General features: G+C 72.8%; 21 protein-coding genes and 1 pseudogene. 6 read left to right on the top strand and 16 right to left on the bottom strand.

Annotated elements, in window-relative coordinates; translation table 11 throughout:
* Positions 1–501 (bottom strand): DUF402 domain-containing protein, encoded by a 501-nt coding sequence (locus ACIQOE_RS31525; RefSeq protein WP_351320634.1) that lies wholly within the window; start codon positions 499–501, stop codon positions 1–3.
* On the bottom strand, positions 482–1,411 hold the full coding sequence (locus ACIQOE_RS31520) for a GNAT family N-acetyltransferase (protein WP_365573420.1): 930 nt from the start codon (positions 1,409–1,411) through the stop codon (positions 482–484). Before ACIQOE_RS31520 ends, ACIQOE_RS31525 begins: the two co-directional genes overlap by 20 nt.
* 70 nt (positions 1,412–1,481) lie before the next feature.
* Between ACIQOE_RS31520 and ACIQOE_RS31515 the strand changes: the two genes are divergently transcribed.
* The gene (locus ACIQOE_RS31515) at positions 1,482–1,853 is read left to right on the top strand and encodes a GntR family transcriptional regulator (protein ID WP_351320631.1); all 372 of its coding nucleotides are present in this window, start codon (positions 1,482–1,484) and stop codon (positions 1,851–1,853) included.
* 51 nt (positions 1,854–1,904) lie between these two features.
* Here ACIQOE_RS31515 and ACIQOE_RS31510 read toward each other — a convergent pair.
* Positions 1,905–2,033: pseudogene (locus ACIQOE_RS31510) on the bottom strand (DUF72 domain-containing protein); the annotation flags it as partial.
* 15 nt (positions 2,034–2,048) lie between these two features.
* On the bottom strand, positions 2,049–3,143 hold the full coding sequence (locus ACIQOE_RS31505; protein WP_351320628.1) for a DUF5925 domain-containing protein: 1,095 nt from the start codon (positions 3,141–3,143) through the stop codon (positions 2,049–2,051).
* A 175-nt stretch (positions 3,144–3,318) separates the two neighbouring features.
* Here ACIQOE_RS31505 and ACIQOE_RS31500 point away from each other — a divergent pair, with 175 nt between their 5' ends.
* Positions 3,319–4,740: a xylan 1,4-beta-xylosidase gene (locus tag ACIQOE_RS31500; protein WP_401415026.1), complete on the top strand. Its 1,422-nt coding sequence runs from the start codon at positions 3,319–3,321 to the stop codon at positions 4,738–4,740.
* A gap of 37 nt (positions 4,741–4,777) precedes the next feature.
* Here ACIQOE_RS31500 and ACIQOE_RS31495 read toward each other — a convergent pair whose 3' ends face one another.
* From ACIQOE_RS31495 to ACIQOE_RS31475, 5 genes are all read right to left on the bottom strand, one after another.
* Complete coding sequence (locus tag ACIQOE_RS31495; protein ID WP_401415024.1) at positions 4,778–8,509, bottom strand: lipopolysaccharide biosynthesis protein; 3,732 nt, start codon at positions 8,507–8,509, stop codon at positions 4,778–4,780.
* A complete protein-coding gene (locus tag ACIQOE_RS31490; protein WP_351320622.1) occupies positions 8,502–9,302 on the bottom strand; it encodes a polysaccharide deacetylase family protein in 801 nt (266 codons plus the stop codon). Before ACIQOE_RS31490 ends, ACIQOE_RS31495 begins: the two co-directional genes overlap by 8 nt.
* The gene (locus ACIQOE_RS31485) at positions 9,295–10,308 is read right to left on the bottom strand and encodes a glycosyltransferase family 2 protein (protein WP_401415022.1); all 1,014 of its coding nucleotides are present in this window, start codon (positions 10,306–10,308) and stop codon (positions 9,295–9,297) included. The genes ACIQOE_RS31490 and ACIQOE_RS31485 overlap by 8 nt, the downstream gene beginning before the upstream one ends.
* On the bottom strand, positions 10,305–11,126 hold the full coding sequence (locus ACIQOE_RS31480) for a glycosyltransferase family 2 protein (protein ID WP_401415020.1): 822 nt from the start codon (positions 11,124–11,126) through the stop codon (positions 10,305–10,307). Before ACIQOE_RS31480 ends, ACIQOE_RS31485 begins: the two co-directional genes overlap by 4 nt.
* Before the next feature lie 420 nt (positions 11,127–11,546).
* The gene (locus tag ACIQOE_RS31475; RefSeq protein ID WP_401415018.1) at positions 11,547–11,990 is read right to left on the bottom strand and encodes a hypothetical protein; all 444 of its coding nucleotides are present in this window, start codon (positions 11,988–11,990) and stop codon (positions 11,547–11,549) included.
* Between the two features lie 258 nt (positions 11,991–12,248).
* On the opposite strand from ACIQOE_RS31475, the gene ACIQOE_RS31470 reads away from it, so the two are divergent.
* Positions 12,249–13,046 (top strand): SGNH/GDSL hydrolase family protein, encoded by a 798-nt coding sequence (locus tag ACIQOE_RS31470; protein ID WP_362643654.1) that lies wholly within the window; start codon positions 12,249–12,251, stop codon positions 13,044–13,046.
* 28 nt (positions 13,047–13,074) lie between these two features.
* Here the strand turns inward: ACIQOE_RS31470 and ACIQOE_RS31465 are convergent, their stop codons facing one another.
* Genes ACIQOE_RS31465 through ACIQOE_RS31450 form a run of 4 tightly spaced genes read right to left on the bottom strand, consistent with a single transcriptional unit; the run spans position 13,075 to position 19,468 of the window.
* Positions 13,075–14,700, bottom strand: a complete 1,626-nt coding sequence (locus tag ACIQOE_RS31465) for a serine/threonine-protein kinase (RefSeq protein ID WP_401415016.1) — start codon at positions 14,698–14,700, stop codon at positions 13,075–13,077.
* 12 nt (positions 14,701–14,712) lie between these two features.
* A complete protein-coding gene (locus tag ACIQOE_RS31460; protein WP_401415014.1) occupies positions 14,713–16,359 on the bottom strand; it encodes a sulfite exporter TauE/SafE family protein in 1,647 nt (548 codons plus the stop codon).
* Positions 16,356–17,894, bottom strand: coding sequence for a tetratricopeptide repeat protein (locus tag ACIQOE_RS31455; RefSeq protein ID WP_401415087.1), 1,539 nt, complete (start codon positions 17,892–17,894; stop codon positions 16,356–16,358). Before ACIQOE_RS31455 ends, ACIQOE_RS31460 begins: the two co-directional genes overlap by 4 nt.
* A 47-nt stretch (positions 17,895–17,941) precedes the next feature.
* Entirely contained in the window at positions 17,942–19,468 is a 1,527-nt protein-coding gene (locus tag ACIQOE_RS31450) for a DUF4331 domain-containing protein (protein WP_399013105.1), read from the bottom strand.
* A gap of 206 nt (positions 19,469–19,674) precedes the next feature.
* On the opposite strand from ACIQOE_RS31450, the gene ACIQOE_RS31445 reads away from it, so the two are divergent.
* The 3 genes from ACIQOE_RS31445 (at position 19,675) to ACIQOE_RS31435 (ending at position 21,416) form a co-directional block, all read left to right on the top strand.
* The gene (locus tag ACIQOE_RS31445) at positions 19,675–20,217 is read left to right on the top strand and encodes a sigma-70 family RNA polymerase sigma factor (RefSeq protein WP_362643649.1); all 543 of its coding nucleotides are present in this window, start codon (positions 19,675–19,677) and stop codon (positions 20,215–20,217) included.
* Positions 20,214–21,017, top strand: coding sequence for an anti-sigma factor (locus ACIQOE_RS31440; protein ID WP_365573447.1), 804 nt, complete (start codon positions 20,214–20,216; stop codon positions 21,015–21,017). The genes ACIQOE_RS31445 and ACIQOE_RS31440 overlap by 4 nt, the downstream gene beginning before the upstream one ends.
* Before the next feature lie 126 nt (positions 21,018–21,143).
* Entirely contained in the window at positions 21,144–21,416 is a 273-nt protein-coding gene (locus ACIQOE_RS31435) for a hypothetical protein (RefSeq protein WP_351320600.1), read from the top strand.
* 15 nt (positions 21,417–21,431) lie between these two features.
* Here ACIQOE_RS31435 and ACIQOE_RS31430 read toward each other — a convergent pair whose 3' ends face one another.
* The 3 genes from ACIQOE_RS31430 to ACIQOE_RS31420 form a co-directional block, all read right to left on the bottom strand.
* Positions 21,432–22,622 carry a CaiB/BaiF CoA transferase family protein gene (locus ACIQOE_RS31430; protein WP_401415011.1) on the bottom strand — a complete coding sequence of 397 codons (1,191 nt, stop codon included), beginning with the start codon at positions 22,620–22,622 and terminating at the stop codon, positions 21,432–21,434.
* 64 nt (positions 22,623–22,686) lie between these two features.
* On the bottom strand, positions 22,687–23,838 hold the full coding sequence (locus ACIQOE_RS31425; RefSeq protein ID WP_401415009.1) for a type ISP restriction/modification enzyme: 1,152 nt from the start codon (positions 23,836–23,838) through the stop codon (positions 22,687–22,689).
* A 12-nt stretch (positions 23,839–23,850) separates the two neighbouring features.
* The gene (locus tag ACIQOE_RS31420; protein ID WP_351320594.1) at positions 23,851–24,600 is read right to left on the bottom strand and encodes a GntR family transcriptional regulator; all 750 of its coding nucleotides are present in this window, start codon (positions 24,598–24,600) and stop codon (positions 23,851–23,853) included.
* Between the last annotated feature and the right edge of the window lie 12 nt (positions 24,601–24,612).

Raw genomic sequence — 24,612 nt, 5'->3', positions numbered from 1 at the left:
TCAGGACAGCAGGGCCTCGAAACCGCCCTCGCGGGCCAGCCGCTCCAGGGTGTCCAGGGCCGCCACGGCGTGCGCGGCCGCGGCCGGGTCCCGCTCCGCCAGCCCGCTCTCGGCGAACTCGTCCTCGTCCAGGCGGCGCACGTCCGTGCCGTCGGCGGAGCGCCACAGGTCCAGGTCGAGGTCCTCCACGACCAGTTCGCCGCCGGAGAGGACCGCGGGGCGGGTGATGTCGCAGTACCAGCCCTTCGGCGTGCCGTCGGCGGCGCGCACCTCCTTGACCGCGTACCAGCGGTCGCGCCAGTAGAACTCGGTGAAGACATCGCCCTGTTCGAAACGGACGAAGCCGAAGTCGCGGGGCGCGTCACCGGCCCAGGGCGCGCGCACGGTGAGCCGGTTCCCGTCGTCGTCCAGCAGCCCTGCGGGGTAACGGATCTTCGTGCGGCCCGCCTTGACCAGCACGACGTCCACCGTGACCGGTGCCTCAGCCGAGTTCGCGGACATACCTGACCTCCGTCGCGCAGATGTCGTACCCGAACCACTTGTTGATCGCCAGCATCGGCCCGTTGCCGCTGTCGTTGCCGGTGAACGCCTCCGTGCAGCCGGCGGCGCGGGCGCGGTGCAGGGAGTCGTTCTTGGCGAGCTTGGCCAGGCCCCGGCCGCGGAAGGCACGGGCCGTGCCGGTCATCACGGTGCCGTAGCGGGTGCCGCCGTCGGTGCGTGCCGCGCTGAACGCCGCCGGGCGGCCGTCCACCACGACGACCGAGGTGAGCTCGTGACTGAACAGGGGGTGCCGCCAGGTCCCCTCCAGCCAGGCCTCGTAGTCGGCGAACTCGGTGTCGATGTCGCTCGGTTCGTCCCGCGTCGTCTCCGCGTCCAGGGCGAAGAGCGCCCGGGGGTCGTCGGCGAAGTCGGCGGCCGTGCGGAGTTCGGCGCCCGGCGGGGGAGTCCGCGGCGGGGGCAGGGCGCCGCCGGCGAGGTCGAGGCGGAGGAAGTGGGCGGAGCGGCTCGCCGTGTACCCGCGGCGCTCGGCGAAGGCGCGGTGGGAGGGGGCGTCCAGGACCCAGGCGTACGAGGTGGTCGCGCCCGCGTCCGACAGGTGCGCCTCCGCCGTACGCGCGAGGAGGCCCCCGGCGCCCCGGCCGGTGCGCCCCGGATGGACGTACACGTTGGCGAAGCCCTGGCCCGGCTCCGTGCTCTCGTGGGCGAGGCCGACCTGCGCCGTGCCGATGATCTCGCCGTCCTGCTCCGCGACCAGCTGACGGAAGCGGGCGTCGGGGTGGGTGCGCGTCAGGTCGTGGACCAGTGACTCCGGGGTGAACAGGACGTAGGGCAGGGCGAGCTGCCGCACCCGGGCGAAGCCCTCGGCGTCCGCACGGACATCGGGGCGCAGATCACGCACGATCACTGTCATGGGGCGCACGCTATGCGGAGGCGAATGCGGGGTGCCTCTCATTTTCCCGCGGATACGGGAGAATCGGGCCGTGACTCTGAAGATCCGCATCGATGACAGCGCGCCGCCGTACGAGCAGGTACGGGCGCAGATCTCCGAGCAGGCACGGGGCGGGGTGCTGCCGGTGGGGTACCGGCTGCCCACGGTGCGGGGACTGGCCGAGTCGCTGGGGCTGGCGGTGAACACCGTGGCCAAGGCGTACCGGGCGCTGGAGACGGACGGCGTGATCGAGACGCGCGGACGCAACGGCACGTTCGTGGCCGCCGCCGGCTCGGCCGCGGAACGTGAGGCGTCCTCGGCCGCCCAGGCGTACGCGGAGCGGGCGCACCGGCTGGGCCTGGGCGAGAAGGAGGCGCTGGCCGCGGTGCGGGACGCCCTGCGGGCCGCCTACGGCGAGGGCTGAGTCAGCCGGCCGTGCTCATCTCCGGTGCCCGCGCCACCCGCAGCCCGGCCCGCTCAGCTCGACGGTCGGGAAGTGCGCCGCGTACTCCTCCAGCCACCGGCGCACCGGAACCCCGGCCGGGTACGGGACGTTCCGCCAGTCCTCGTACTGCCGGCCCGAGGTCCCGATGAACAGGGGCATGCCTCCATCAAAGCACTACAGGTACAGCCCCGCGTCGGCCTCCTCGCGGGCACCCGGCACCGAGGTCGGCGTCGTGCCCCGGCGCAGCGCGTACAGCTCCGCCAGGGTCGATCCGTCGCGGCCCACGCCCTCCTCCGTGCCGAGCCAGTTCACCGCCTCGGCGCGGGTCAGCGCGCCCACCTCGATCCGGGCGAGGCAGCGGCCGGGCCGGACCACGGCGGGGTGCAGGCGCTCCAGGTCCTCGTTGGTGGTGACGCCCACCAGCACGTTGCGGCCCTGGCCGAGCAGCCCGTCGGTGAGGTTCAGCAGCCTCGACAGCGCCTGGCCCGCGGTGTGCTTGGCCTCGCCGCGGATCAGCTCGTCGCAGTCCTCCAGCAGGAGCAGCCGCCAGCGGCCCTTGCCCGCTCCGTCCTCCTCCCCGATGGCGATGTCCATCAGGTAGCCGACGTCGGAGAAGAGCCGCTCGGGGTCGAGGACGCAGTCCACCTGGCACCAGTCCCGCCAGGACCGGGCGAGGGTGCGCAGCGCCGAGGTCTTGCCGGTGCCCGGCGGGCCGTGCAGCAGCAGGAGCCGGCCCGCGATGTCCTCGGGCGTCGTCTTCATCAGGCGGTCCATCGCCTCCGCGACCGGAGCCGTGTAGTTGGCGCGGACCTCGTCCCAGGTGCCGGCGGAGATCTGCCGGGTGGTGCGGTGCGGGCCGCGCCTGGGGGAGACGTACCAGAACCCCATCGTCACGTTGTCGGGCTGCGGCTCCGGCTCGTCCGCCGCGCCGTCCGTCGCCTCGTTCAGCACCTTCGCGGCCAGCTCGGCGGTGGTCGCGGTGACCGTGATGTCCGCGCCCCGGTTCCAGCGGGAGACCAGGAGCGTCCAGCCGTCGCCCTCCGCGAGCGTCGCGCTGCGGTCGTCGTCGCGGGCCACCCGCAGCACCCGCGCCTCCTTCGGCAGCAGGGTCGCCCCGCTGCGCACCCGGTCGATGTTGGCCGCGTGCGAGTACGGCTGCTCGCCCGTCGCGAAGCGGCCGAGGAACAGCGCGTCGACGACGTCGGACGGCGAGTCGGAGTCGTCGACGTTGAGCCGGATCGGCAGCGTCTCGTGCGGCTTGGCAGACATGCCGCCATGATCCGTCACCGGGGCCCGTGGCGCACCCGTTTTCCGAAGTGGGCGCAGAGTGTCGGGTGTGCGCCGAGCTTCCGGAGTATCCGGAGTGCACCCCTGTCCCGGGTGCGCGACGGTCTGTTCCCGATACCCGCCCCCGGGGCGATTTCCGCCATTACTGTGGTCCTTGATGGGACGTCATGAGTGGAATTCGGGGGTTCGGCGGTGGCGGCTCACCGCCCTGCTGGGGGTGGGCGCGGTCGCTCTCGCCCTGCTCGTGACCCTGCTCGGCACGCTGCCCGGAGGCGGCGGCACCGCGGGCACGACCCGCGACGGCGACCAGGTGCACGGCACCCCGGCCACCCCGCAGGGCCCCGCCGGGCCGGACGTGGGCTGGGGCTTCACGCACACCCAGTACAGCGCCGACGAGGGCAGCGCTACCGCCACCGGCCGGGTCGAGAAGCTGCTCTCCCGGGACGCCGGACTGCCCCAGGACCAGGCCGTCATGGGCTGGGGCGCCGACAACCCGGAGCCCGTGAAGGGACGCTACGACTTCGGCGCACTGGACCGCAGGGTCGACTTCATGCGCAGGTCGGGCGGCACCCCGGTGATCACCCTGTGCTGCTCCCCGGACTGGATGAAGGGCGGCAGACCCGGCGCCGGCCGCACCGACTGGAGCCAGGCCGCTCTGGAGACCGCGCCCACTCCCGGCCACTACCAGGACTACGCGGACCTCGCCGCGACCGTCGCCAGGCGCTATCCGGACGTACGGCACTTCATCGTCTGGAACGAGTTCAAGGGTTTCTGGAACGACGGCGAGGCCCGCTGGGACTACGAGGGCTACACCGAGCTGTACAACCTCGTCTACAAGGCGCTGAAGGCCGTCGACAAGGACATCATGGTCGGCGGCCCGTACCTCGTCATGGACAGCTTCGACCCGCGCAGGACCGAGAACGCCTCGCCCGCCCTCAAGGGCCCCTGGGGTGTCATGGACCAGCGGGTGATCGACGCCTTCGACTACTGGAACACCCACAAGGCCGGCGCCGACTTCGTGGTCGTGGACGGCTCCAGCTACACCAACGACGACGAGCCGCTGCCCGACGAGTTCGGGGCCACCGACAAGTTCACCTACGTGAGCCAGTGGGTGCGCGCGCGGACGCACGGCCTGCCGCTGTGGTGGGCCGAGTACTACGTGGAGCCCGCCGACGGCAGGGACGAACGCGACGGCTGGAGCGAACCGCACCGGGTCGCCGTCCAGGCCGCGGGCCTGATCGCCCTGGTGAAGGGCGGCGCGTCCTCCGGCTTCTACTGGAACCCGGAGGACGAGAAGGGCGGCGACTGCGCCGGCTGCCTGTGGACCACGACCGACAGCGCGGACGGCGGCCGTGCGCTGCCCATGTACGACCTGGTGTCGAGGTTCGGCAGGGCGTTCCCGCCGGGCACCCGGTACGCGAGGGTCCCCGTCACCGGTGCCGACGCCTCCCGTGTGCGTGTCCTCGCCGACGACCGGACCGTTCTCGTCGTCAACACCCTCGGCCGGACGGCCGGCGCCCGGGTGGACGGGAAGCGGGTGGAGCTGAAGGGGTACGAGGTGAAGTGGCTCGCCCGGTGAGCCCGGACGAGCCACTTCGGCACCACCCGCCGCCCGCCTATTTGAGCGTCAGGAACCGCTGCGCCAGCGACGCCAGCAGCACCGCGAGCAGAGGCAGCGAGAACCAGAAGCTCCCCTGGAGCCACCGCACCTGACGCACGCCGGGCCGGACCGCGACCCGGACCACCTCGCGCGCCGTCAGCAGCAGGATCAGGGCCACGGCGGCGAGCGCGCCGACCACCGACCACGGCGTCCAGGTGATCCGCGGCCCGATCGGCCCCGGATCCGGCTGCGCCACCGCACCGGTGGGCCGCTCACGCAGCGCGTACAGGGTCACGTCGGCGTTGACCAGGACCTTCGTCAGGTCCTGCCGGCCGTCCAGGCTCCGGATCAGCCGGCTCTCCCAGGCGGCCGGGTAGCCCGCGTCCATCCGGAGGTAGACGGTCTGGCTCCTGCCGACCATCAGGTACGAGTTCGGGCCGGCGTCCTTCAACTCCTTGACCAGACCCGCCACCAGCCTCGGGTCGGCCGGCGCCGGCGTCGGCACGTAGTCGACCCGCTCCATGTCCCGGGCGCCCCACGGGAGCGCCGGGGTCACGTCGGCGACCGTGTCGTTGCTCAGCCACAACAGCCGTACGGTCGGCCTGTCGTGGGCGTAGACGTAGTCCATCGCGGCGACCTCGCCGGGACGCACCCGCTCGAAGGGCTCGTTGCCCCAGCGGGCCACCAGGAAGCCGCCCATGAGCAGCAGCCCCGCCAGCAGCGCGGCCACCGGGGCCAGGACCGTGCGGTCCTTCCCGCGCTCCTGCGCCGTGGCGCCGGTGCGCGGGAACAGGGCGAGACCGGCCAGCAGGGCGGCGCCCGGCAGGGCGAACATGAAGACCCGCAGGGCCATCTCGCCGCCGTACGACTGCATGCCGAAGCCCAGGAACGGGACGAAGGCCAGGATCGGCAGGGACCGCTCGCGGTACCGGTGCAGGCGGCGCCGCCACCAGCCCCAGACGGCGAACGCCATCGTGCCGCCGGCCAGCAGGACCCGGACGTACAGGACCAGCTTGTGGGCCGGACTGCCGCCCTGGATACGGCCGGAGACCGAGGTCGAGACGTTGCTGCCGATTCCGCCGACGCCGCCGAACAGGTCGTCGAAGTGCCCCGACCAGTACGGCTCGGCCATGAATCCCAGCCAGACGGCCGCGACCACCCCGAACAGCAGCGGCTGGCCGCGCAGTTCGGACCGGCCGGCCAGGACCAGGACCGCGAGCACGCCCAGCATCACGAACGGGGTCAGCTGGTGTGCCGGCACGGTCGCCGCGTACAGGCCGGTGAGCACCAGGAGCAGGACCGCCTGCCGGCGCCGGTCGACCGGCTCGACCTCCGCCTCGCCGGGACGGAACCTCGTCCAGATGACGTGCGGGGCGCGGAACCAGACGAGCAGGATCGCCACGAACATCAGGTAGAGGAGGTAGGTGAAACCCTGCGGGGAGAAGTAGTCCTGGCCGACCCAGCCGCACAGCACGAAGATCCAGACGCCGGCCCACTTGGCCCGCCAGCTCGCCCGCATCGACCGCACGAGCAGGAACATCGGTGCCAGGTAGGCGAGCTGGACGCACGTCGGCCACCAGCGGATGACCTCGGTGAAGTCCGTGACCCCGCAGGCCCGGCCGACGAAGGCCGCCGCCGCGAAGAAGCCCGGCCAGCTCCAGCGGGCGTCCAGGTCGGGTACGGCCGACCCGGTGCGGTCGATGTAGTCGATGAACCCGAGATGCTGCCAGGCCGTCGGGAACCGGGGTTCCGTCTCGATCACGGCGGGCAGCGCGTGCAGCGACACCACCGTGGCCAGCAGGGTGACCAGGAGCAGCGCCCGGTGCTCGCGGCGCGGCCGCAGCAGCGCGGCGAACACCACCACCAGCAGCGCCGCCCCGGCCAGGGTCGGCGGCGGCAGCACCGAGACCAGCCCGAGCCCGCCCATCCGGTCCAGGTCGGCGTCGTCGAGCCGGGCGGCGGGCACCCAGTACAGGAGCAGGGCGGCGACCAGCAGGCAGCCGAGCAGGACGCCGGTCCGGGTGGGCATCAGCCGCTCCCGCAGCGGTACGGACGGCGCGCCGGCCGCCGTGTCCTTCGGCGCGGCCTCGGCAGGACCGGCCGAGGCCTCCGCGCCCGGCTCCCGCACCTCCGCCGGCGGGCCGGGGTGCCGCGGTGCCCGCAGCGCCCGGGTCGGCCGGTCGTCCGGGAGGACGACGGGTGTGCCCGTGGGCGGGGTGCCGGGACCCGGGCGGACGTCCGGACGGCGCTCCACGTGGTCGAAGTCCACGTGGATGCCGAGGGCGAGCGTGTCGGAGTCCAGCGCCCACGCCGGGCTCCGCCGGTGCGGCGGGGCCGCGGCCGGGACCTCGTGCGCCCCGAGGTCGGCGAGGTCACCGTCCGGTGCCGCGTCCTCGGGGACGTCGGCCGGGGTCGCGTGCAGTGTCCGCCACAGCTTGGGCGCCGCGATCGTCACGATCACCGCGAGGCTGGAGATCTCGGCCACGCCCGCGCCGGTCAGCCCCATCCTGGGCAGCAGCAACAGGGTCAGCCCGAGCACCAGCACGCACAACAGGCCCTGCAGCCAGGCCAGTCCGGCGGTGCGGCTCTGGGCGCGCAGCACCGCGAAGTAGGTCTCCATCACGACCCTGAGCAGGGCGCCGACCGCGAACCAGCGCAGCAGCGGGGTCGCCGCGTCCGCGTAGCCCGTGCCGAAGACACCGAGGATGAGGGGCGCCCCGAAGAACAGCAGGGAGCAGACGGGCACCATGATCCGGGCCATCCGCTTCAGCGCGGCCCGGGTGTGGGCGGCCAGCCGCGCCGGGTCGTGCGAGCCCTCGACGGTGAGCGAGGCGCCCATGTTGATGGCCAGCAGGTTGGTGGTGCCGCCGATGGTGGTGGTGATGTAGAAGTACGCGTTGTCCTCGGAGCTGACCTGCGAGGCGATGATCACCGGCACCAGGTAGACGACGGCGAGGGAGAACAGCGACCCGGTGTAGTCGCCGGCCAGGAACCTGCCGATCTCCCGCAGGGTGGGCGGTCTGGCGTGTTCCTCGGTCGCCTTGACGTGCCGGGGCACCAGGCGCCGGAACACCAGCCAGCCCAGCGGCACCACCGAGGTGGCGATCGCCGCGACCCAGGACACGAACACGCCGGCCATCGGGACGGCCACCGCGAACGCGACCAGCAGGCCCAGCTTGACGGCCGAGAACACGGTGTTGCCGACCGGCACCCAGGGCGCGTTGCGCAGTCCGGTCAGCACGCCGTCCTGGAGGGTGAGCAGGTTCCAGGCGACGACCGCGACGACGAACCCGAGACCGGGCAGCGGCCCGTGCAGGAAGCGGTACGACGGCCCCCAGAACCCGAGGGTCGTCAGGAAGACGCCCGCGGCCAGCGCCACGATCAGGGAACTGCCCGCGTAGGTGCGGAAGACGAACCGGCCGGTGGCCCGGCCCGCCACCGGGATGAAGCGGGCCAGGGCGCCGGTCAGGGTCACCGCGGTCAGGCCCGCGAGGAGTTTCATGGCGGCGATCGCGGCGGAGCCCTGGCCGACCGCCGATTCGGAGTAGTAGCGGGCCGCCGCCAGCCAGAAGCCCAGGCCCAGCACCGCGGAGATGCCGGTGTTGAGCATCAGCGCGTAGGCGTTGCGGAAGAGCGGGCTGCTGCCCGGCGGGCCGCCGCCGGGCAGCCGGAGGCGGCGCCCGGGCCGCTCGGGTGCCGCTGTCGCGCGGGTCGTTGCCTCGGTCGTGGTGGTCGTCGTGTCAGACACGGGAACGGATGGCCTTCCGGCGGACCTGGCGGGCTCTGCGGAGAACGGCGTACCCCTTGGTCAGGGCACGGTCCTTGGCGAAGGTGCGGGCGATCGCGCGGCCCTGGAGCAGCCGGACGAACTCCGCGGTGTCCGTGGTGCGGCGCACGGTGACGCGGTGCAGCGCGTAGGGACCCTGGCGGCGGTGGGCGAGGCCGTTCCCGACGGCGAGCGCCTGGGTGTGCCCGGTGTCCCGCACGGCGTGCCTGACCCGGCGGCTGGAGTAGCCGAACGGATAGGCGAACGAGGCGGGTGCGGAGCCCAGTTGCTCGGCGACGATGTCACGGCACCACACCAGTTCGGCCCGCAGCCGGTCGTCGTCGAGCTGGTCGAGCTGCGGATGGGTGTGGCTGTGTCCGCCGATCTCGCAGCCGGCGTCGGAGAGTTCGCGCACCTGGTCCCAGTCGAGCATGGCGTCCGGGCCGCCTCCGGTGTCGTACGCGCCCCTGATCCAGCCCGTCGAGACGAACAGGGTGGCGGCGAAACCGTGCTTGGCGAGGACCGGGAGGGCGTGCCGGTGCACGCCCTCGTAGCCGTCGTCGAAGGTGATCAGGACGGGCCGGCCGGGGAGCGGGCCGCCCGAGCGCCAGCCCGCGGCCAGCTCGGCCGTGGTGACGGGGGTCAGGCCCAGGTCCGCGACGAGCGCCATCTGTTCGGCGAACGCCTCCGGTGCCACCGACAGCGCGTGGGTGGCCCGGTTCGGCGCGGTGGCGACCGAGTGGTACATGAGGATGGGCACCGGTGCCTCAGTCATGACGCCTCCCGTCCGTGCCGGCCACGAGGCCCGCGCCGGTCCCGGCGACGGCGAAGGCCGCCCCGCCGCGCCGGGCGCGCACGGTCCCGACCACGTAACCGCCCGCCGCGGTCAGCACCCCGGTGACGATCGCCCCGGCCCGGCCGGCGCCGCCCGGCCGCGCGAGGAGGGCGTCCCGCAGGCCGCGGGCGATCCCGGCGGGCAGCACCCGTGTGGCGTACCGGCGTTCGGACTCCAGTCCACTGGCGGCGCCCACGCTGCGGGCGACCAGGGCCTTGGAGAGGCCTTCGGCCCAGGCGCGGGTGCGGAAGTAGCCGAAGTGCTCGCGGGCCCGCGGCACCCGGTGGTGGATCACCGCGCGGTCGTCGATGAGCAGCACGGCGTCCGGGCGGGCCCGGGTGAGCCGGATGCACAGCTCGGTCTCCTCGCAGCCCAGCGGGCGCCGGTCGCCGTCCCGGCCGATGCCGGTGGCGAAGCCGCCCGCCGCGTCGAAGGCGGTACGCCGGAAAGAAGCGTTTCCGCCGAAGACGTTGCGGACCCGGACCCGGCCCGGTGGCAGTCCCCGGTAGGTGCAGCCGACCACCCAGTCGAACTCCTCCGGGAACCAGTGCGGGCGGCGGCCCGAGGCCCAGACGGGCAGGGTCCGGCCGCCCACGGCCATCACCCGCGGGTCGGCGTACCCCTCGGCGAAGCACAGCAGCCAGTCCCGTTCGGCGACGGCGTCGTCGTCGAGGAAGGCGATCACCTCGCCGTGGGAGGAGGCGATGCCGGTGTTGCGGCCGGCGGACAGGCCGCGGGGGCCCGCGTTGGCGAGCACCCGGACGTGCGCGGCTCGTTCGTACTGCGTCATGAGCCGTTCCAGGAGCACCGGGTTGTGGTCGACGACCAGCAGGGTCTCCAGCGGCGGATAGGACTGGGCGCGCACCGAGGCGACCGCCGCGAGGATGTCCTCCCAGCGGTCCTCGGTGTACACGCAGATCACGACGGAGATGCCGGGATCGCTCAAGACGACTCTCCCTGGCCGGTGCCGAGCATCGGGGAGTGCCGGACCCGGCGGCGCAGCGCACGCCGGTTGGAGCGCTCCCCGAGGATCACCCTGAGGACCCGCAGGCCGTCCCGTACGGCGCGCAGGTTGCTGGTGCCGTGGATCCGGAGGTACTCGTAGCTGGGGATCTCCTGCACCTTCAGACCCGCCTTGACCACCCGGACGTTGATCAGGGTCTCGATCTCGAAGCCGGTGCAGTCGAGGTCGATCTTGTCGAGGCAGTGCCGCCAGAAGGCGTTGTAGCCGTAGCAGAGGTCGGTGTAGCGGGCGCCGAACTTGCGGTTGACGATCGTGCACAGCGCCCAGTTGCCGAGCTTGCGGATGAACGTCATGTCGTCCGTGCCGCCGCCGTTGGCGAACCGCGAGCCCTTGGCGAAGTCGGCACCGGAGACCAGGGCGGAGACGTACGACACGATCTCGTGGCCGTCGGCCGAGCCGTCCGCGTCCACCATGACGATGATGTCGCCGGTGCACGCCTCGAACCCGGTGATCAGGGCGTCTCCCTTGCCTTTCCCGCTCTGTTCGACGACTTTCACGCCGGGCCACAACTCCCGTGCGACGTCCACGGTGCCGTCGGTGGAATTCCCGTCCACCAGGACCACTTCGTGGATCCAGCCGGGAAGTGTCTTGAAGACGTAAGGGAGATTCTCCGCCTCATTCATCGCGGGGATCACCACGCTCACCGGCGGTGTGATCGCCAGGTGGGAGGAGATCGGTCGGTATTCGGCAGCCATTAACGGATCTTGCTCCGAGGCCGGCTGGCGCAGAACAGAACTCACGAGTCTTGTCCCTCTCGTCCGGTGGACCGCCCGCCCCTGGGCGGCCCGCTTCCGTGTCCGGTTCGAAAGGGGGGTTATCACCCGCGGCACGGAGACAAGGATCTCCGTCAGCGCAGGTGAGCTGGTAAAGCCAACCGGTCCGCCGGAAAAAGGCAGCCGGTCGCGCGGCACGACTCGGAAACAGCAAAGGGCGCATTCGAAAAACAATGGCCCTCGCGGTCGCCGAGCACGGCACCCCCCTACCGCGCCCCGCACCGGAACACCGCGGTCCCTGAGCCCTCCCCTGGAGCCGCTGAATGATGTTCCCTTGCGGGTGAGTTGTACGACGGTATTGATGATTGAACCCGTATGGCAAGTCCGGCGAGCGCGGCTTGCTTTTTGTTGGTCGGGCCGTTACGCGGATGCGGCCGGCCCCGCTCTTCACCTCGAACGGATATTCCCGGTCCGCCGGAACATTCGTTTGAGAATGCGCGTCACCGGTCGCGGTCGTACCAGCAGCAGGAGAACGCTGATCGCGGTCACGGCGACGACTCCGCCGCGCCAGGACCAGTGGTGGGTGGCGAGCATGCCCTGTGCGACGAGCATGTCCAGCGCGACGGCGCCCGCGAGTGCGGTGAGCGTGCGCGCGAACGGATCGAGTCCGCGCAGCGCCAGGCCGATCGCCGCGGCCGGCGCGCCGATCAGGAAGAGCAGTGTGAACGGGCCGCGCAGCGGCGAGCCCGAGTCGGTCAGGGCGAGCAGCGCGCCCGCGCCGGCGACGGCGGTCGCGGCGCCCGCGAGCAGCGGTTCCAGGGCCCTCCCCGGTCCTGGCCGTGCCCGTTCCTCGCCCGGTGGTGACGGTGTCTTGAGTCGTATGGTCTGCATGGCCGACTTTGCCCCCCAAGGCGCCGGATGCCGGGCTTCAATGTCGCGCAGGCGAACGCGGAGCGTCAAGCGGGTCTCCGGACCTGACCGTTCCCCGGGGGCGGCTGATGTCTCCTGGGGACAAGTCGCCCAATTTCTTTACAACACCGGTCCGGCGCGGACCGGTTGAGTCCCGAAAAGTTTTGGCATGGACACTTCCCGTCAACACGCGTAGTTGGTACGACGGTTGTGGCAGAGATCCTGCTAAAGGGAGGTTCCATGAGACGTTCCCGAATTACGGCATACGTGACTTCACTCCTCCTCGCCACCGGCCTGGCACTCACCGGGGCCGCAACCGACGCACAAGCGGCCGCCGGGGGTTACGTGGCGCTCGGCGATTCGTATTCGTCCGGTGTCGGCGCCGGCAGCTACATCAGTTCGAGCGGCAGCTGCGACCGCAGCACGAAGGCCTACCCCTACCTGTGGAACGCCGCCCACAGCCCGTCCTCGTTCTCGTTCCTGGCCTGCTCGGGCGCCACCACGGACGATGTCCTGTCCGGCCAGCTCGGCACCCTGACCTCCTCGACGTCCCTGGTCTCGATCACGATCGGCGGCAACGACGCGGGCTTCGCCGACGTCATGACGACGTGTGTGCTCAGCTCCGACAGCACCTGCCTGTCCCGGATCGGCACCGCCGAGGCCTACGTCGACTCCACCCTCCCCGGCAAGCTCGACGCCGTGTACGACGCCATCACCGCCAGGGCCCCCAACGCCCGGGTCGTCGTCCTCGGCTACCCCCGCTTCTACAAGCTGGGCACCACCTGCCTCGGCCTCTCCACGGCCAAGCGCACCGCCATCAACAACGCCGCCGACTACATCGACGCGGCGATCGCCAAGCGCGCCGCCGACCACGGGTTCGTCTTCGGCGACATCCGCACCACGTTCACCGGCCACGAGATCTGCTCCAGCAACTCCTGGCTGCACAGCGTCAACTGGCTGGACATCGGCGAGTCGTACCACCCCACCGCGTCCGGTCACTCCGGCGGCTACCTGCCGGTCCTGACCGGCAACGCCTGACCGGTACGCCGGCCGGACCCGCCCGTTCTCAGTCCGAACCCGAAGGAGAAGGCGAAGAGGAGGCCCCGTCGGTCGGGGTCTCCGTCGCCGAGGCGCAGGTCACCGAGAACGGCACCGAGTCGGACGTGGCCGTCACCGGGCCGCGCACCTCGACGGAGATCGCGTCCTGCAGCGTCCCGCCGCCGGACCAGGTCGTCACCGTCACCCTGGTCTGGCGGGTCTTCCCGCCGCCGTCCGGGAAGGACAGCGTCTTCCACCCCTGGTCGTCGAGCGACCCCTTCTTCAGCACCCAGCGGTACCGCACCTCCGCGGGCACCCTCCCGACCGTGAACGTGGCCGTGAAGGAGGGCGCCTGCGCGGTCGGCGGCGGGCAGCTCCCGGAGTAGTCGGTGCCGGAGCCGGCCACCGAGACCTTCACGCTCTGCGCGGCCGCGCCGCTGCTCGCGGACGGCGACGGCGTATCGGAATGGTCCTCGCTCCGGCTGGGCGCCGGGGAGCTGAGGTTGCTCGCCGAGGTGCTCGGTCCCGCGCCGTCGTCGCCGGCAGCACCGCCGCCCTGGTTCAGGAGGGCGTACGTCAGCCCGCCGAGCGCGAGGACGACCAGCACCAGCCCGATGAGCAGCACGGTGCCCGCCCGGCCGTTGCCGTCGCGGCCGGAGCCGGGCGGCCGGGTGTCCGCCGGGACGGGAGTGGGCAGCGCGGGCGTGGCGGTGGCGGACCCGTACTGCCCGGCGACGAGGGTCGGAGCCTCGTCGCGGGCCGCGACCGGGACGGCGGCGGCCGTGTTCGGGGTGCCTCCCGCGGCGACCAACCTCAGGTCGCGCTCTGCCTGTTCGGCGGAGATCCGCGCGGCCGGGTCCTTGCGGAGCAGTCCCTCGATCACCGGGGCCAGGGCTCCCGCCCGGTACGACGGGGGCAGGTCCTCGTCCACCACGGCCCGGAGCGTGTTCAGCGGGGTGTCCAGCCGGAACGGCGAGGTGCCCTCCACCGCCGCGTACAGCAGCACACCGAGCGACCACAGGTCCGACTCCGGGCCGAACGCGCGTCCCAGCGCCCGCTCCGGAGCGAGGTACTCGGGCGAACCGATCACCTCGCCCGTCATGGTCAGCGCCGAACTGCCCTCGACGGTGGCGATCCCGAAGTCGGTGAGCACCACCCGTCCGTCGTTCGACAGCAGCACGTTGCCCGGCTTCACGTCCCGGTGCAGCACCCCGGCGGCGTGCGCGGCGCGCAGCGCGGACAGCACCTCGGCGCCGACGCCGGCGGCCCGCTGCGGGGACATCGGGCCCTCGGACTCCAGGACGTCGGCGAGGGACACCCCGCGGACCAACTCCATGACGATCCAGGGCCGTCCGCCCTCCATCGCCACGTCGTACACCGTCACGACGTTGCGGTTCGCGACCCGGGCCGCGGCCCAGGCCTCACGCTCCAGGCGGGCGTACATCCGCTCGACGTCGGAGCCGGGCAGCCCGGCGGGCGCGCGGACCTCCTTGACGGCGACCTCGCGGCCCAGCACCTCGTCCCTGGCCCGCCACACGGTGCCCATGCCGCCCTCGCCGAGCGGGGACAACAGTCTGTAGCGGCCCGCGATCACTCGCTCACGGCCCGGCTCTTCGGTCACGGGTGCTCCCCACGGCAGCTCGCGCTGATTCATCACAAAAGTAACTCAGAGCAGTGCGGATGCGGCGCCCTTGAGCACCAGTCCCGCCCCCAGGGCCACGACCACGAGCGCCGAGGCGAGCGGTGCGGTCCCGCGGACCAGCGCGGCCAGGGGGTGGGTGGTCCACCGTGGGCGTCTGTCCAGCACCCGGTTCATTCCCGTACCCAGCCTGACGACGGCGAATCCGGCCGCGGTCAGGGTCAGTGCGAGACCGATGCCGTAGGCGACGACGAGCAGCAGCCCGAACCAGGCCTGTCCGAGGGCGGCGGCACCGACGAGCACGACCACCGCGGAGGGGCTGGGGACCAGGCCGCCGGCGAAGCCGAGCAGGATGGTGCCGCGGACGGTGGGGGCCGTGGAGTGGGTGTGGGTGAACCCGCCGTGACGGTGCGGCACACCGGAGAGGGCCTCGTGGTCGTGGTCGTGGTCGTGCGGGTGCGGGTGGTCATGCGCGGGGCCGTGGTCGTGCGGGTGGTCGTGGGCGCGACCGTGGTCGTGCGGGTGGTCGTGGCCGTGGGTGTGCTCCCGGGCGCCGACCAGGGCCGGCTCCGGCTCGTCGGCCGCTCCGTGCCCGTGGTGGTGGCCGTGTCCGTGGTCGTGACGCGGGGGTCCGCCGTGGCCGTGCCGGTGCGCGCGGGTCCGCCACGCCCTGCGGGTCAGGTTCGCACCCGCCGCCAGGACCATGAGGCCGCTCGCGATGCCCAGCCAGGCGATCACCGAAGGAGTGGCCGCCGACCCGGCCGTGACCAGGACGCCGAGGGCGACCACGCCCAGCGTGTGGGTGACCGTGACCGACGCGGCCAGCGGGAGGACGTCGCGCGGCCGGGCGCGGCCGCCGCGGGCCGCCGCGGTCGCCGCCATCAGCGTCTTGCCGTGCCCCGGTGCGAGCGCGTGCATCGCGCCGAGGCCGACCGAGATGAGGAGCGCGAGTGCCGCGAACCCGGCCGTGAGGTGGTTGCGGGCGACCAGATCGGTCAGGTCCTGGGTCCAGCGGTCGACGCCCCGCGGGAGGATCGCGGCTCCGGGGGCGGACTGCCGCTCCTCGGCGAGGGCCGGTCCGCCCGGCCGTATCCGCACGGCGGCGGTCGTGACGTCCGCCGGGGAGGAGAGCAGATCCTTGGGATAGCGGGTGAGTTCGCGGGAGACGGACGTCGTCGGCACGTCCGTCCGGGTCAGCGTCATCCGGTCGCCGCGTGCCGTGATCTCCCGCCAGCCCGGACCGGTGTCGGCGCCCGCGCTGTGGAAGGAGACGGTGGCCGTGCCGCCCTCGGCGAGCGGCGCGGTGAGGCGGCACTCGACGCGCAGGGTGTGCAACCCGGCCTGGCCGGGGCGGAGTTCGGCGTGGCTGCCGGCCACCGTGAGCGGGGTCGCCCTGCCGTCGACGGTCAGGGCGCTGCCGTCTGCCGCGGCGGCGCAGCGCCGCTCGGCCCATCCGGCGGTGCCCAGCCGCTTGAGGTCCGGTCCGGCCTGGGTCGCCGGGATCTCGGCGAGGTCCTCGACGTGGTCGACGCGGAGCTGCCCCGGCGCGGCGACCAGACCGTCGTACTTGTTGACGGTGAAGTTGCCGAGCGGGTGGGCGCTCGCGGCCGTGGCGGACAGGAGCGTGAGGCCGCCGGTCACGACGAGCAGGGCGGCGGCGCGGCGGAGGTTCACTTCGTGGCCTCCAGCGCCTTGCGGGCCGCGCGTGCGCCCAGCGGGGAGAACCCGGGGTTGAGCTTCAGGGCCCCGGTGAGGGCGGCCCGGCCGGCCGTCCTGTCGCCGTCGGCCAGCTCGATCATGCCCAGGTGGTAGCCGAAGGAGGCGTTGCGGTAGCCGGTGGCGGCGGCCCGGCGGGCGTACGGCAGGGCCTCCTTGTCCTTGCCGTTGACGTGCAGCGCCCAGGCCAGCGCGTCCGCCGTGTGCACGGTGCGGCGGCGGGCCCACTCGGCGCGGGCGGCCTTCAGCGCCTCGGCCTTGTCGCCGTGGTCGGCGGCGGCGAGCGCGGTGTCCAGGTCGGCGTTGACGCCGTTGGCGCGGGCGAGCGCGATCCAGGCCTCGACCAGCGCGTACTGGTCCTCGGCCTTCGCCTTGTCGCCCTCGGCGTTCCGGTCCTCGTACAGCTCGCCGAGTTCGACCAGGGGCTGGGGCAACGGGTAGCGGGAGACGACCAGTTCCATGCCCTTGATGGCGTCGGCCCGGTCGCCGGTCGCCGCCTGGGCGCGGGCCCGGCCCTCCAGCGCGGGCAGGTAGTTCTCGTCGGCGGCCAGCGCGCGGGCGTAGTAGTCCAGCGCGCTCCGGTAGTCGCCCTGGTTCCAGGCGAGGAGCCCGAGCTGCGCGGCCACGTAGGCGATGTCGCCCTTCGAGGTGGCCGTGGACAGCGCCTGCCGCAGCACCTGCCCGGCCGTCCGCACGTCGCCCCGCAGCTCCCGCACGTACGCGTACCGGGTGAACACCGGTACGCCCGGCTTGCGCCGGTCCGCGAGGTCGGCGGCCTTGGACGCGTCGGCGTACCGGCCGAGTTCGACCAGGGCGTCGATACGGGAGGACAGGGCGCCGGCGTTGTACGGGTTCTGGGCGAGGGCCCGGTCGGCGTAGGTGAGCGCCTGCGCGAACTGGTGCCGGGCGGCGGCGAGCGCGGCCTGCCCGGCCAGCGCCTGGTCGTTGCCCGGCGTGATCCGCAGCGCGCGGGCGAGGGACTTCTCGGCCTGCGGGTAGCGGGACGGGTCGCCCTTGGTGCGCGCCTGTTCGACGTAGGCGAGGCCGAGGGTGGCCCAGCTGTCGGAGTCCTTCGGCTGGGTGCGGAGATGGGCCTGGAGGGAGGCGATCGTCGTGTCGAGGTCGCCGCTCGCCAGCATCGCCGGTGACACGGCGCTGGACGCGGCCACCGGCGCCCCGCCCTTCCCGGACGCCCCGAAGGCGATCGCTCCGCCGGTCAGCGCGATGGCCAGCAGCACCGCCGACCCGGCGAGTCGGGCGCGCCGCCAGTTCCGCCCCGCGGCCGCGAAGCGGCGCAGCGCGGCGACCCGCTCGTCGTCCTTCGGGTCGGCGGGCTGTGTGTCGTTCGTACCCGGGGCCATGCCCTCTCCTAGTAGCTGTCGCACGGGTGGCGCGGCCCGCTGCCGTGGGGGATTGAGTGGGAAGCGGGCCGCGCCGGTACATGGGGGATGCCGAGCGCCCTCACGGGGCGTCGCGGGGAGCTGCGTGATCAGCCGCGAACGGGCCGGCGGTCACCCCGCCGCCCCGGCCGCGGTGGGGCTCAGTACGGCCGCTGCATCCGCCGGCGCCACCAGCCGAACGCCGTGCCGATCAGCAGCACGCCCGCCGCGCCCGCGGCCGCGGACCCGGCGATCAGCGTCGTGTTGCTGCCGCTGTCGGCGCCGGTCAGGGCGTCGCCCAGCGCGCTCTTGGTGCTGCTCCCGGCGGCCTTGGCGAGCGCGCCACGGGAGCCGGACGTCGGTTCGGCCACGTACGGGAAGTACTTCTCGAAGTTCTTGTCGTTCTTGTCGACCGCGTCGCCCAGGTCGTTCTTCGCACCGACCAGCTCGCCCTCGACGACCTGCAGCGCCTCGTCGATCACGTCGTCGGTGAGCCGGCGTCCGTTCGGGAAGCCCGCGTTGTCACCGTCCAGGACCCCGAGCCGCTTGGGCTTGGCGGTGGGCTTGATGGACGTGTTCAGGCGCAGCATCTCGGACGGAGTCGCCTGCGGCTGCTCCTGGTTGAGGCCCTTGACGCCCTTGAGGAACACGTCGACGAGGTCGTTGCGTGGTTCCTTCGGTGCCTTGATGTGGTAGATCGCCTCGATGAGCCCCGGCAGTTCCGGGTTGGTCACGTTCTTCAGGAACTGCGCGTCGTCCTTGGGCTGGGACGCGTTGAACTTGTCCTTGTCCTTCTGCGGGTTGACGACCTCGTTGACCAGCGGGTTGCCGAGGCGCGAGACCTGCGTGTAGTAGCCCTGCGCGTTCCTGCGCTGGGTCGTGGCGTAGATGCCGACGGTCGGGCGCGAAGCCGACTGCCGGATCAGGGAGTTCGGCACCTGGAGGGCGATCGTGTTGACGTTGTAGCCCTTGAGGGTGTCGCGGCCGACCTCGCTGAGGTTGCCGCCGTACAGCAGGTCGAAGACGCGCAGGTCGGCGAAGAACGGGTCGTCCGCCTGGCCGGCGAAGGTCGCCCCGCCGTTGACCGTCTTGTAGACGGCCTGGGCGCGCAGCTTGCCGTAGTCCGGCATCGACGCCTTGCCGACGTCCGACGGGGCCGCGGGGATGTCGCTGGCGAGCCGTGTCGTGTGCTGCTGCCTGCCGTTGCTGAACTTGATCAGGTCCAGGTTGTACGACTGCGTGACGTTCAGGTCGGGGTCGGTCAGGTTGTCGACCACTCCGGTGTTGTAGAGGAACGTCTTCTTGTTCTTTGTCTGCGTGCGGAAGGTGTAGCGGAAGACCAGATCGTCCTTCGCGTCACCGTTGTTGTCGATGTGGATGTCGTACTGGGCGTCGTCGGCGAACTGGTAGAAGTTCGGGCCGCCCGCCGGTTCCTCGAAGGGGATGTAGTCCGACACGATCGTCGTCGTGTCCGGCTTGTCCGGGCTGACGAACGCGTACAGGTCGGTGTTGTCGTACTGCGGGGTTCCCGAGATGAGCGGGGCTTCCCGGTGGGAGGAGGCGGAGGCCGCTCCCGGTTCCAGCGCGGCGACGCTGGCGGCTGTGATCCCGCCGGTGGCCAGTGCCCCACAGACGAGCGAGACAAGGCCCTTGCGCCCCGCGCCGCTCCTGGAGATTAGAGGTGTCATGCCGTCCGTCCCTCGATCCCAACTTGCTTGACGGACGGGTATACGGAGCGCGGTCGTCTTTCGGATTGGTCGGAAGAAAAAAATCTTTTCTTCCTGCTCGACCCGCGTTTTCGGTCCTCGCGTACGTACTTCTGCCGGAGGTGCGTCAGTTGCGAATGCCTGGTGTGGGGGGACGGGCCGGGTGCGGCCACAGAGGGGGGAGCGGGGTGGAGGCGGACGAACTGCTGGTGCTCGTCGCGGCCGGCGACCAGAAGGCGTTCGAGGACCTCTACGGACTGGTGTCCGGTCCGGTGTTCGGACTCGTGCGACGCGTGGTCCGCGACCCCGCCCAGTCCGAGGAGGTGGCCCAGGAGGTGCTCCTCGAACTCTGGCGCTCCGCACCCAAGTTCGATCCGGACCGGGGCAGTGCCCTCTCCTGGATCCTCACCCTCGCCCACCGCCGTGCCGTGGACCGGGTGCGCAGCGCCCGCGCGGCCGGCGAACGCGAGCAGCGCGAGGCCCTGCGCGCGGGCGAACCCGCCTTCGACCAGGTCGCCGAGGAGGTGGAGGCCGGTCTCGAACGCGAATGGGTGCGCCGCTGCCTCGGCCGCCTCACCGCACTCCAGCGCCAGTCGGTGACCCTGGCCTACTACGACGGCTACACCTACCGTGAGGTGGCCGAACGGCTCAAACTGCCGCTGGGCACGGTCAAGACGCGGATGCGCGACGGACTCACCCGGCTGCGGGACTGCCTGGGAGGTGCGGCATGAGCCTGGTCGGCCGTCTGCTGCACCGCGAGGACCCGCACTCGCTGGCCGCGCCCTACGCCCTGGACGCCCTGGAACCCGGCGAACGGCGCCGCTTCGAGAAGCACCTGGCGACCTGCGACCGGTGTGCCGCCGAGGTCCGCGCGCTCGCCGAGGACGCGGTGCGGCTGGCCTGGTCGACGGCCGCCCCGCCGCCCCTCGCGATGCGCGAACGGGTCCTGGCCGCCGTCCGCGCCACCCCGCAGGCGCCCGCCCCCGCCCGCGAGCACGTTCCCAGCCTGCCGCCGCACGTCTGGGGCGCGCAGCCGCCGCCGTCGCGCGGCGGGCGCCGGCCCCTGTTCGTGCCGTTCGCCACCGCCACCGCGGCCGCCGCCCTGGTCGTCGCCTCGCTCTTCGCGGTGCAGGCCGGCCGGACCCAGGACCGCCTGGACGCGGAGCGCGCCCAGGCGCGTGAGATCGCCCACGTCCTGGCCGCGCCCGACGCCCGTTCGACCGCCGGCAAGGACTCCCGGGGCCGGAGCATCGCGGCGGTGGTCTCCGTCTCGACCGGAGAGGCCGTCGTCACGCTCAGCGGATACGGCACTCCGCCCGACGGGCGCGTGCATCAGCTCTGGCTCATGCGCCCCCGTGCGCAACCGCGCTCCCTCGGGCTCTTCGCGGCCGACACGCCCTTGGTCGCCACCGGTCTCGACCGATCGGCCACGTCACTCGCAGTGACCGTGGAGCCCGCGGGCGGCTCTCCGCAGCCCACCAGCCAGCCGGTTGTCCAACTCGCCCTGAAATCGGTTGGATTCGGAGAGTAGTCAAAGAGGGGTCGTCAACAGCCTTGCGGGGAAGGTGAATCCTGTGACCGCGATACACGAGTGCCCCATCGGGGCGATAGGGTTACCCTGCCCGGGCCGGGTGGACTCGTACGGGTGGGGAGTGACATGGAGCAGATAACACGCAGCAGGGCGAGGGTTCCTGCGATCACCTGCGGGAGCAGCGCGACCAGTTCGCGCCTCGACCGCCATCTGTCGGTACTGGCGGGTCCCGCCATACCGCAGCAGCAGGCGGTCGAGGCGACGTCACTGATGCGTGAGCTGACCGCGCGTGAACCCGCGCAGCGCAGCGACCGGGGTGCGCGGGTCAGCCGCGTCTCCCTCTTCGCGCCACTGCGCCGGCTGCGCCGTTCGCTGTTCGGCGGCAGCGGCAGACACTGACCGTCCGGCTCGCGCTCAGGCAGCCACACCGTCCCGGCGCAGCGCTGCTCTCTCGGCGTCCGTCATCCCCACGGCACGCAGCAGCGCTTCGGTGTGCTGCCCGAGCGCGGGTACGTCCCCCATCCGCGCCTCGTCCCCGCCCGGCAGCGTGATGGGCGGCAGCAGCGCACGCAGCGGCCCGACCGGCGACCCCACCTCCCGCCACCGTCCCCGGGCCGCCAGCTGCGGATGCTCCGCCAGCCCGGACACGTCCCGCAGCCGCGCGCACGCGATGCCCGCGGCCTCCAGCCGTGCCACCGCCTCGTCCGCACCGACCGCTCCCAGGGCCGCCGCGACGAGCTCGTCGGTCCGCGCCCGGTTCGCCACCCGCGCGGCGTTCGTCGCGAACGCCGGATCCGAACCCAACTCCGGCCGCCCGATCACCTGTTCGGCGAGCCGGCGCCATTCCCGGTCGTTCTGCACCGACAGCAGCACCCGGCCGCCGTCCCCGGTCGGATAGGCGTCGTACGGCGCGATCACCGCGTGCGCGAGACCGGTGCGCTCCGGCGGGGTGCCGCCGTGCAGGGCGAGGTGCAGCGGGTGTCCCATCCATTCGGCCAGCGCGTCCAGCATGGACACCTCCACCGGCCCGCCGCGGCCGGTCGTCCCGCGCCGCACCAGCGCCGCCAGGACCCCCGAGAAGACGTACATGCCCGCCGCGATGTCCGCCGCCGGGATGCCCGCCTTCACCGGCGCTTCCGGCGTGCCGGTGACCGACACCAGCCCCGCCTCGCACTGCACGAGCATGTCGTACGCGCGTTTGCCGGAGTACGGTCCCGTCGCGCCGTACCCGGACACGTCGACGGCGACCAGGCGGGGGTGCGCGGCACAGAGCGTGGCCGCGTCCAGGCCGAGCCGGGCGGCGGCCCCGTGCGCGAGGTTCTGCACGAAGACGTCCGCGTCCGCGACGAGCCGTCGCACGACGTCCTGTCCGCGGGGGTCCTTCAGGTCCAGCGCGATGGACTCCTTGCCCCGGTTGCACCACACGAAGTGCGACGCGAGCCCCCGCGCGGCGGTGTCGTAGCCGCGCGCGAAGTCACCGCCGTCGATCCGTTCGACCTTGACGACCCTGGCACCGAGATCGGCGAGCTGCCGGGTGGCGAACGGTGCGGCGACGGCCTGTTCGACGGCCACCACCGTGATGCCGTCGAGGGGCAGGGGGTCCATAGGGGCGTCCTTGTCTGCGGGTGGGTAGGAGCCGGTCGCGCGGTTCTCCGCGCCCCCGGGCCGGTCACAGCAGGGTCAGCTGACCCGCCGGACCCTCCTCGGTGTGTTCGAGGATCGAGGCCGGCCTGCGGGACGCCTCGGGCGGCGGCAGGACGCCGGCCTCGCGCAGGTCCGTCGCCGTGATCGGGGTCCCGCTCGCCGGCGCGGCCTGCTCGGACCGTACGTCCGCCAGCAGGGCCAGCACCGTGATCAGCTCCAGCAGGTCCGACGTCCACGCCTGGGGCCAGGCCCGCGGGACGATCCCCGCCAGGGTTCCCGGTGCGACCGGCGCCGTCCGGGCCGCGAACCACGCCTCCAGGACCCGCACGTCCCCCAGGGAGAACTTCCAGGCCTGCGGCGGGACCGGCGAGACGCGGCCCTCGTCGATGTGCAGGGTCTCCTCGTCCGGGTCGTAGCGCAGGGTGAGCGGCCGGGCGGGGAGCGGGGCGCGGACGTAGGGGCGGCGGCCGCCCGGCAGCTTGGGGCGTTCGCCGTCGCGGCGGAGCAGCCACAGCGCGCGGTGGCCGAGCCGCACGCCGTGGGACCACAGCTCGGGGTCCCCGGTGAGCGGGACCGTGTGGTCGGGGCGGATTGTGGCCAGCGCCCAGGCCAGCACGTCCGGCGGGGCCGGGGTGTGGCCCAGCCGCCCGCCGAGGTGGGCCAGCAGGCCCGGCGCCAGGTTCGGTTCCCGTCCGCCCGGCCGCCGGTACAGCGGGCGGACCCGGCCCGTGCGCAGCGTGGGCAGCAGGGAGGTCGCCAGCAGGGGCATGCCCTCCGCGGACTCCACGGCGAAGACCTGGTGGGCGTCGGCCACCCGCCACAGTTCCGGGCGGGCCGCGTCGATCAGGCGGTGGTCCGGGATCAGCCACTGCTCGTCGAACGGGGCGGCGAGGACGCGGACCGGGGCCGCGCACGGGCCGAAGGCCCCCGCCAGCCGCTCGGTGCCGGTCGGCTGACCCGGCAGCTGGGGCACGGCCGAACGGACGGTCCGGGCCCGCGTCGGTTCGAACAGGGCCTCGCGGCCGGGGCCCTCGGAGGCGAGGAGCGCGTCCCAGCGGTCCTTCAGGGTCGCCGGATCGGGGGCCGTCGGCCACTCCCGGCCGAGCCGCAGTGGTGCGACGGACCACGGCATGAGGTCCGCCAGCAGCGGAGCGTCGTCGTGCGTCACGCCCGGCATCGTACGACGACTTCAGGTCGCGTCGAGGGTGACCGTGAAGGAGAAGCGGTCGCCCCGGTAGTGGATGACCGCCAGGTCCAGGACCCGGCCCGCGGTGTCGTAGGTGACTCCCGTGTAGTGCAGGATCGGGCTGAGCAGCGGGACCCGGAGCAGCCGGGCCGTCTCCGGGTCGGCCAGCCGGGCCTCGACCGTGTCGGTGATCCGGCCGATGTCCGCGCCGACCACGTCGCGGAGCACCTTGGTCATGGGCCGCCTGGCCAGGTCCTCCGGGTCGATGCGTCCGGCCAGTTCGGGACGGACGTGGTTGCGGGCGTGGTTGGTGGGCTCGCCCGTCTGCTCGTCGCTGCGCAGCCGGTGGTAGGTGGCCACCTCGTCGAGATCCGGGAAGTAGTCGGCGAGTTCGCCGGTCACGGGTGCCGTGCCGTGGTCCAGCAGCTCGGCCGTCATGCCGGACTGCTGGGCCACGATCGCGTCCACCGAGCCGAGGAGCCGTACCGGGGCGGCCCGGCGGACGTCGGGTTCGATGAAGGTGCCCCGGCGGCGGTGGCGGCTGATCAGGCCCTCGTCCTCCAGCTCCTTGAGCGCCTGACGCATGGTCAGCACGCTCACGCCGTAGTGCTCCGCCAGCTGCTCCTCGGTGGGCAGCCGGAGCGGGTCCCTGGGCGAGCGCCCGAGTATCGAGGCGCGCAGCGACTGCGACACCTGATACCAGAGCGGCAGCTTGCGGTTCAGGACGATCGAGTCAGGGGCGAAGGAGGTCACGGGCCATCCGTA

Origin of the sequence: Streptomyces sp. NPDC091282 (genome assembly GCF_044757385.1) — a bacterium.
Classification (GTDB): Bacteria; Actinomycetota; Actinomycetes; order Streptomycetales; family Streptomycetaceae; genus Streptomyces; species Streptomyces gramineus.
Note: the sequence above shows the minus strand (reverse complement) of the source record. Positions and strands in the feature narration are given on the sequence as shown.

Coding starts and splice junctions, on each gene's coding strand:
- ACIQOE_RS31525 (WP_351320634.1), bottom strand. CDS start 501: ATGTCCGCGAACTCGGCTGAGGCACCGGTCACGGTGGACGTCGTGCTG.
- ACIQOE_RS31520 (WP_365573420.1), bottom strand. CDS start 1,411: ATGACAGTGATCGTGCGTGATCTGCGCCCCGATGTCCGTGCGGACGCC.
- ACIQOE_RS31505 (WP_351320628.1), bottom strand. CDS start 3,143: ATGTCTGCCAAGCCGCACGAGACGCTGCCGATCCGGCTCAACGTCGAC.
- ACIQOE_RS31500 (WP_401415026.1), top strand. CDS start 3,319: ATGGGACGTCATGAGTGGAATTCGGGGGTTCGGCGGTGGCGGCTCACC.
- ACIQOE_RS31490 (WP_351320622.1), bottom strand. CDS start 9,302: ATGACTGAGGCACCGGTGCCCATCCTCATGTACCACTCGGTCGCCACC.
- ACIQOE_RS31475 (WP_401415018.1), bottom strand. CDS start 11,990: ATGCAGACCATACGACTCAAGACACCGTCACCACCGGGCGAGGAACGG.
- ACIQOE_RS31470 (WP_362643654.1), top strand. CDS start 12,249: ATGAGACGTTCCCGAATTACGGCATACGTGACTTCACTCCTCCTCGCC.
- ACIQOE_RS31465 (WP_401415016.1), bottom strand. CDS start 14,700: ATGAATCAGCGCGAGCTGCCGTGGGGAGCACCCGTGACCGAAGAGCCG.
- ACIQOE_RS31450 (WP_399013105.1), bottom strand. CDS start 19,468: ATGACACCTCTAATCTCCAGGAGCGGCGCGGGGCGCAAGGGCCTTGTC.
- ACIQOE_RS31440 (WP_365573447.1), top strand. CDS start 20,214: ATGAGCCTGGTCGGCCGTCTGCTGCACCGCGAGGACCCGCACTCGCTG.
- ACIQOE_RS31435 (WP_351320600.1), top strand. CDS start 21,144: ATGGAGCAGATAACACGCAGCAGGGCGAGGGTTCCTGCGATCACCTGC.
- ACIQOE_RS31430 (WP_401415011.1), bottom strand. CDS start 22,622: ATGGACCCCCTGCCCCTCGACGGCATCACGGTGGTGGCCGTCGAACAG.
- ACIQOE_RS31425 (WP_401415009.1), bottom strand. CDS start 23,838: ATGCCGGGCGTGACGCACGACGACGCTCCGCTGCTGGCGGACCTCATG.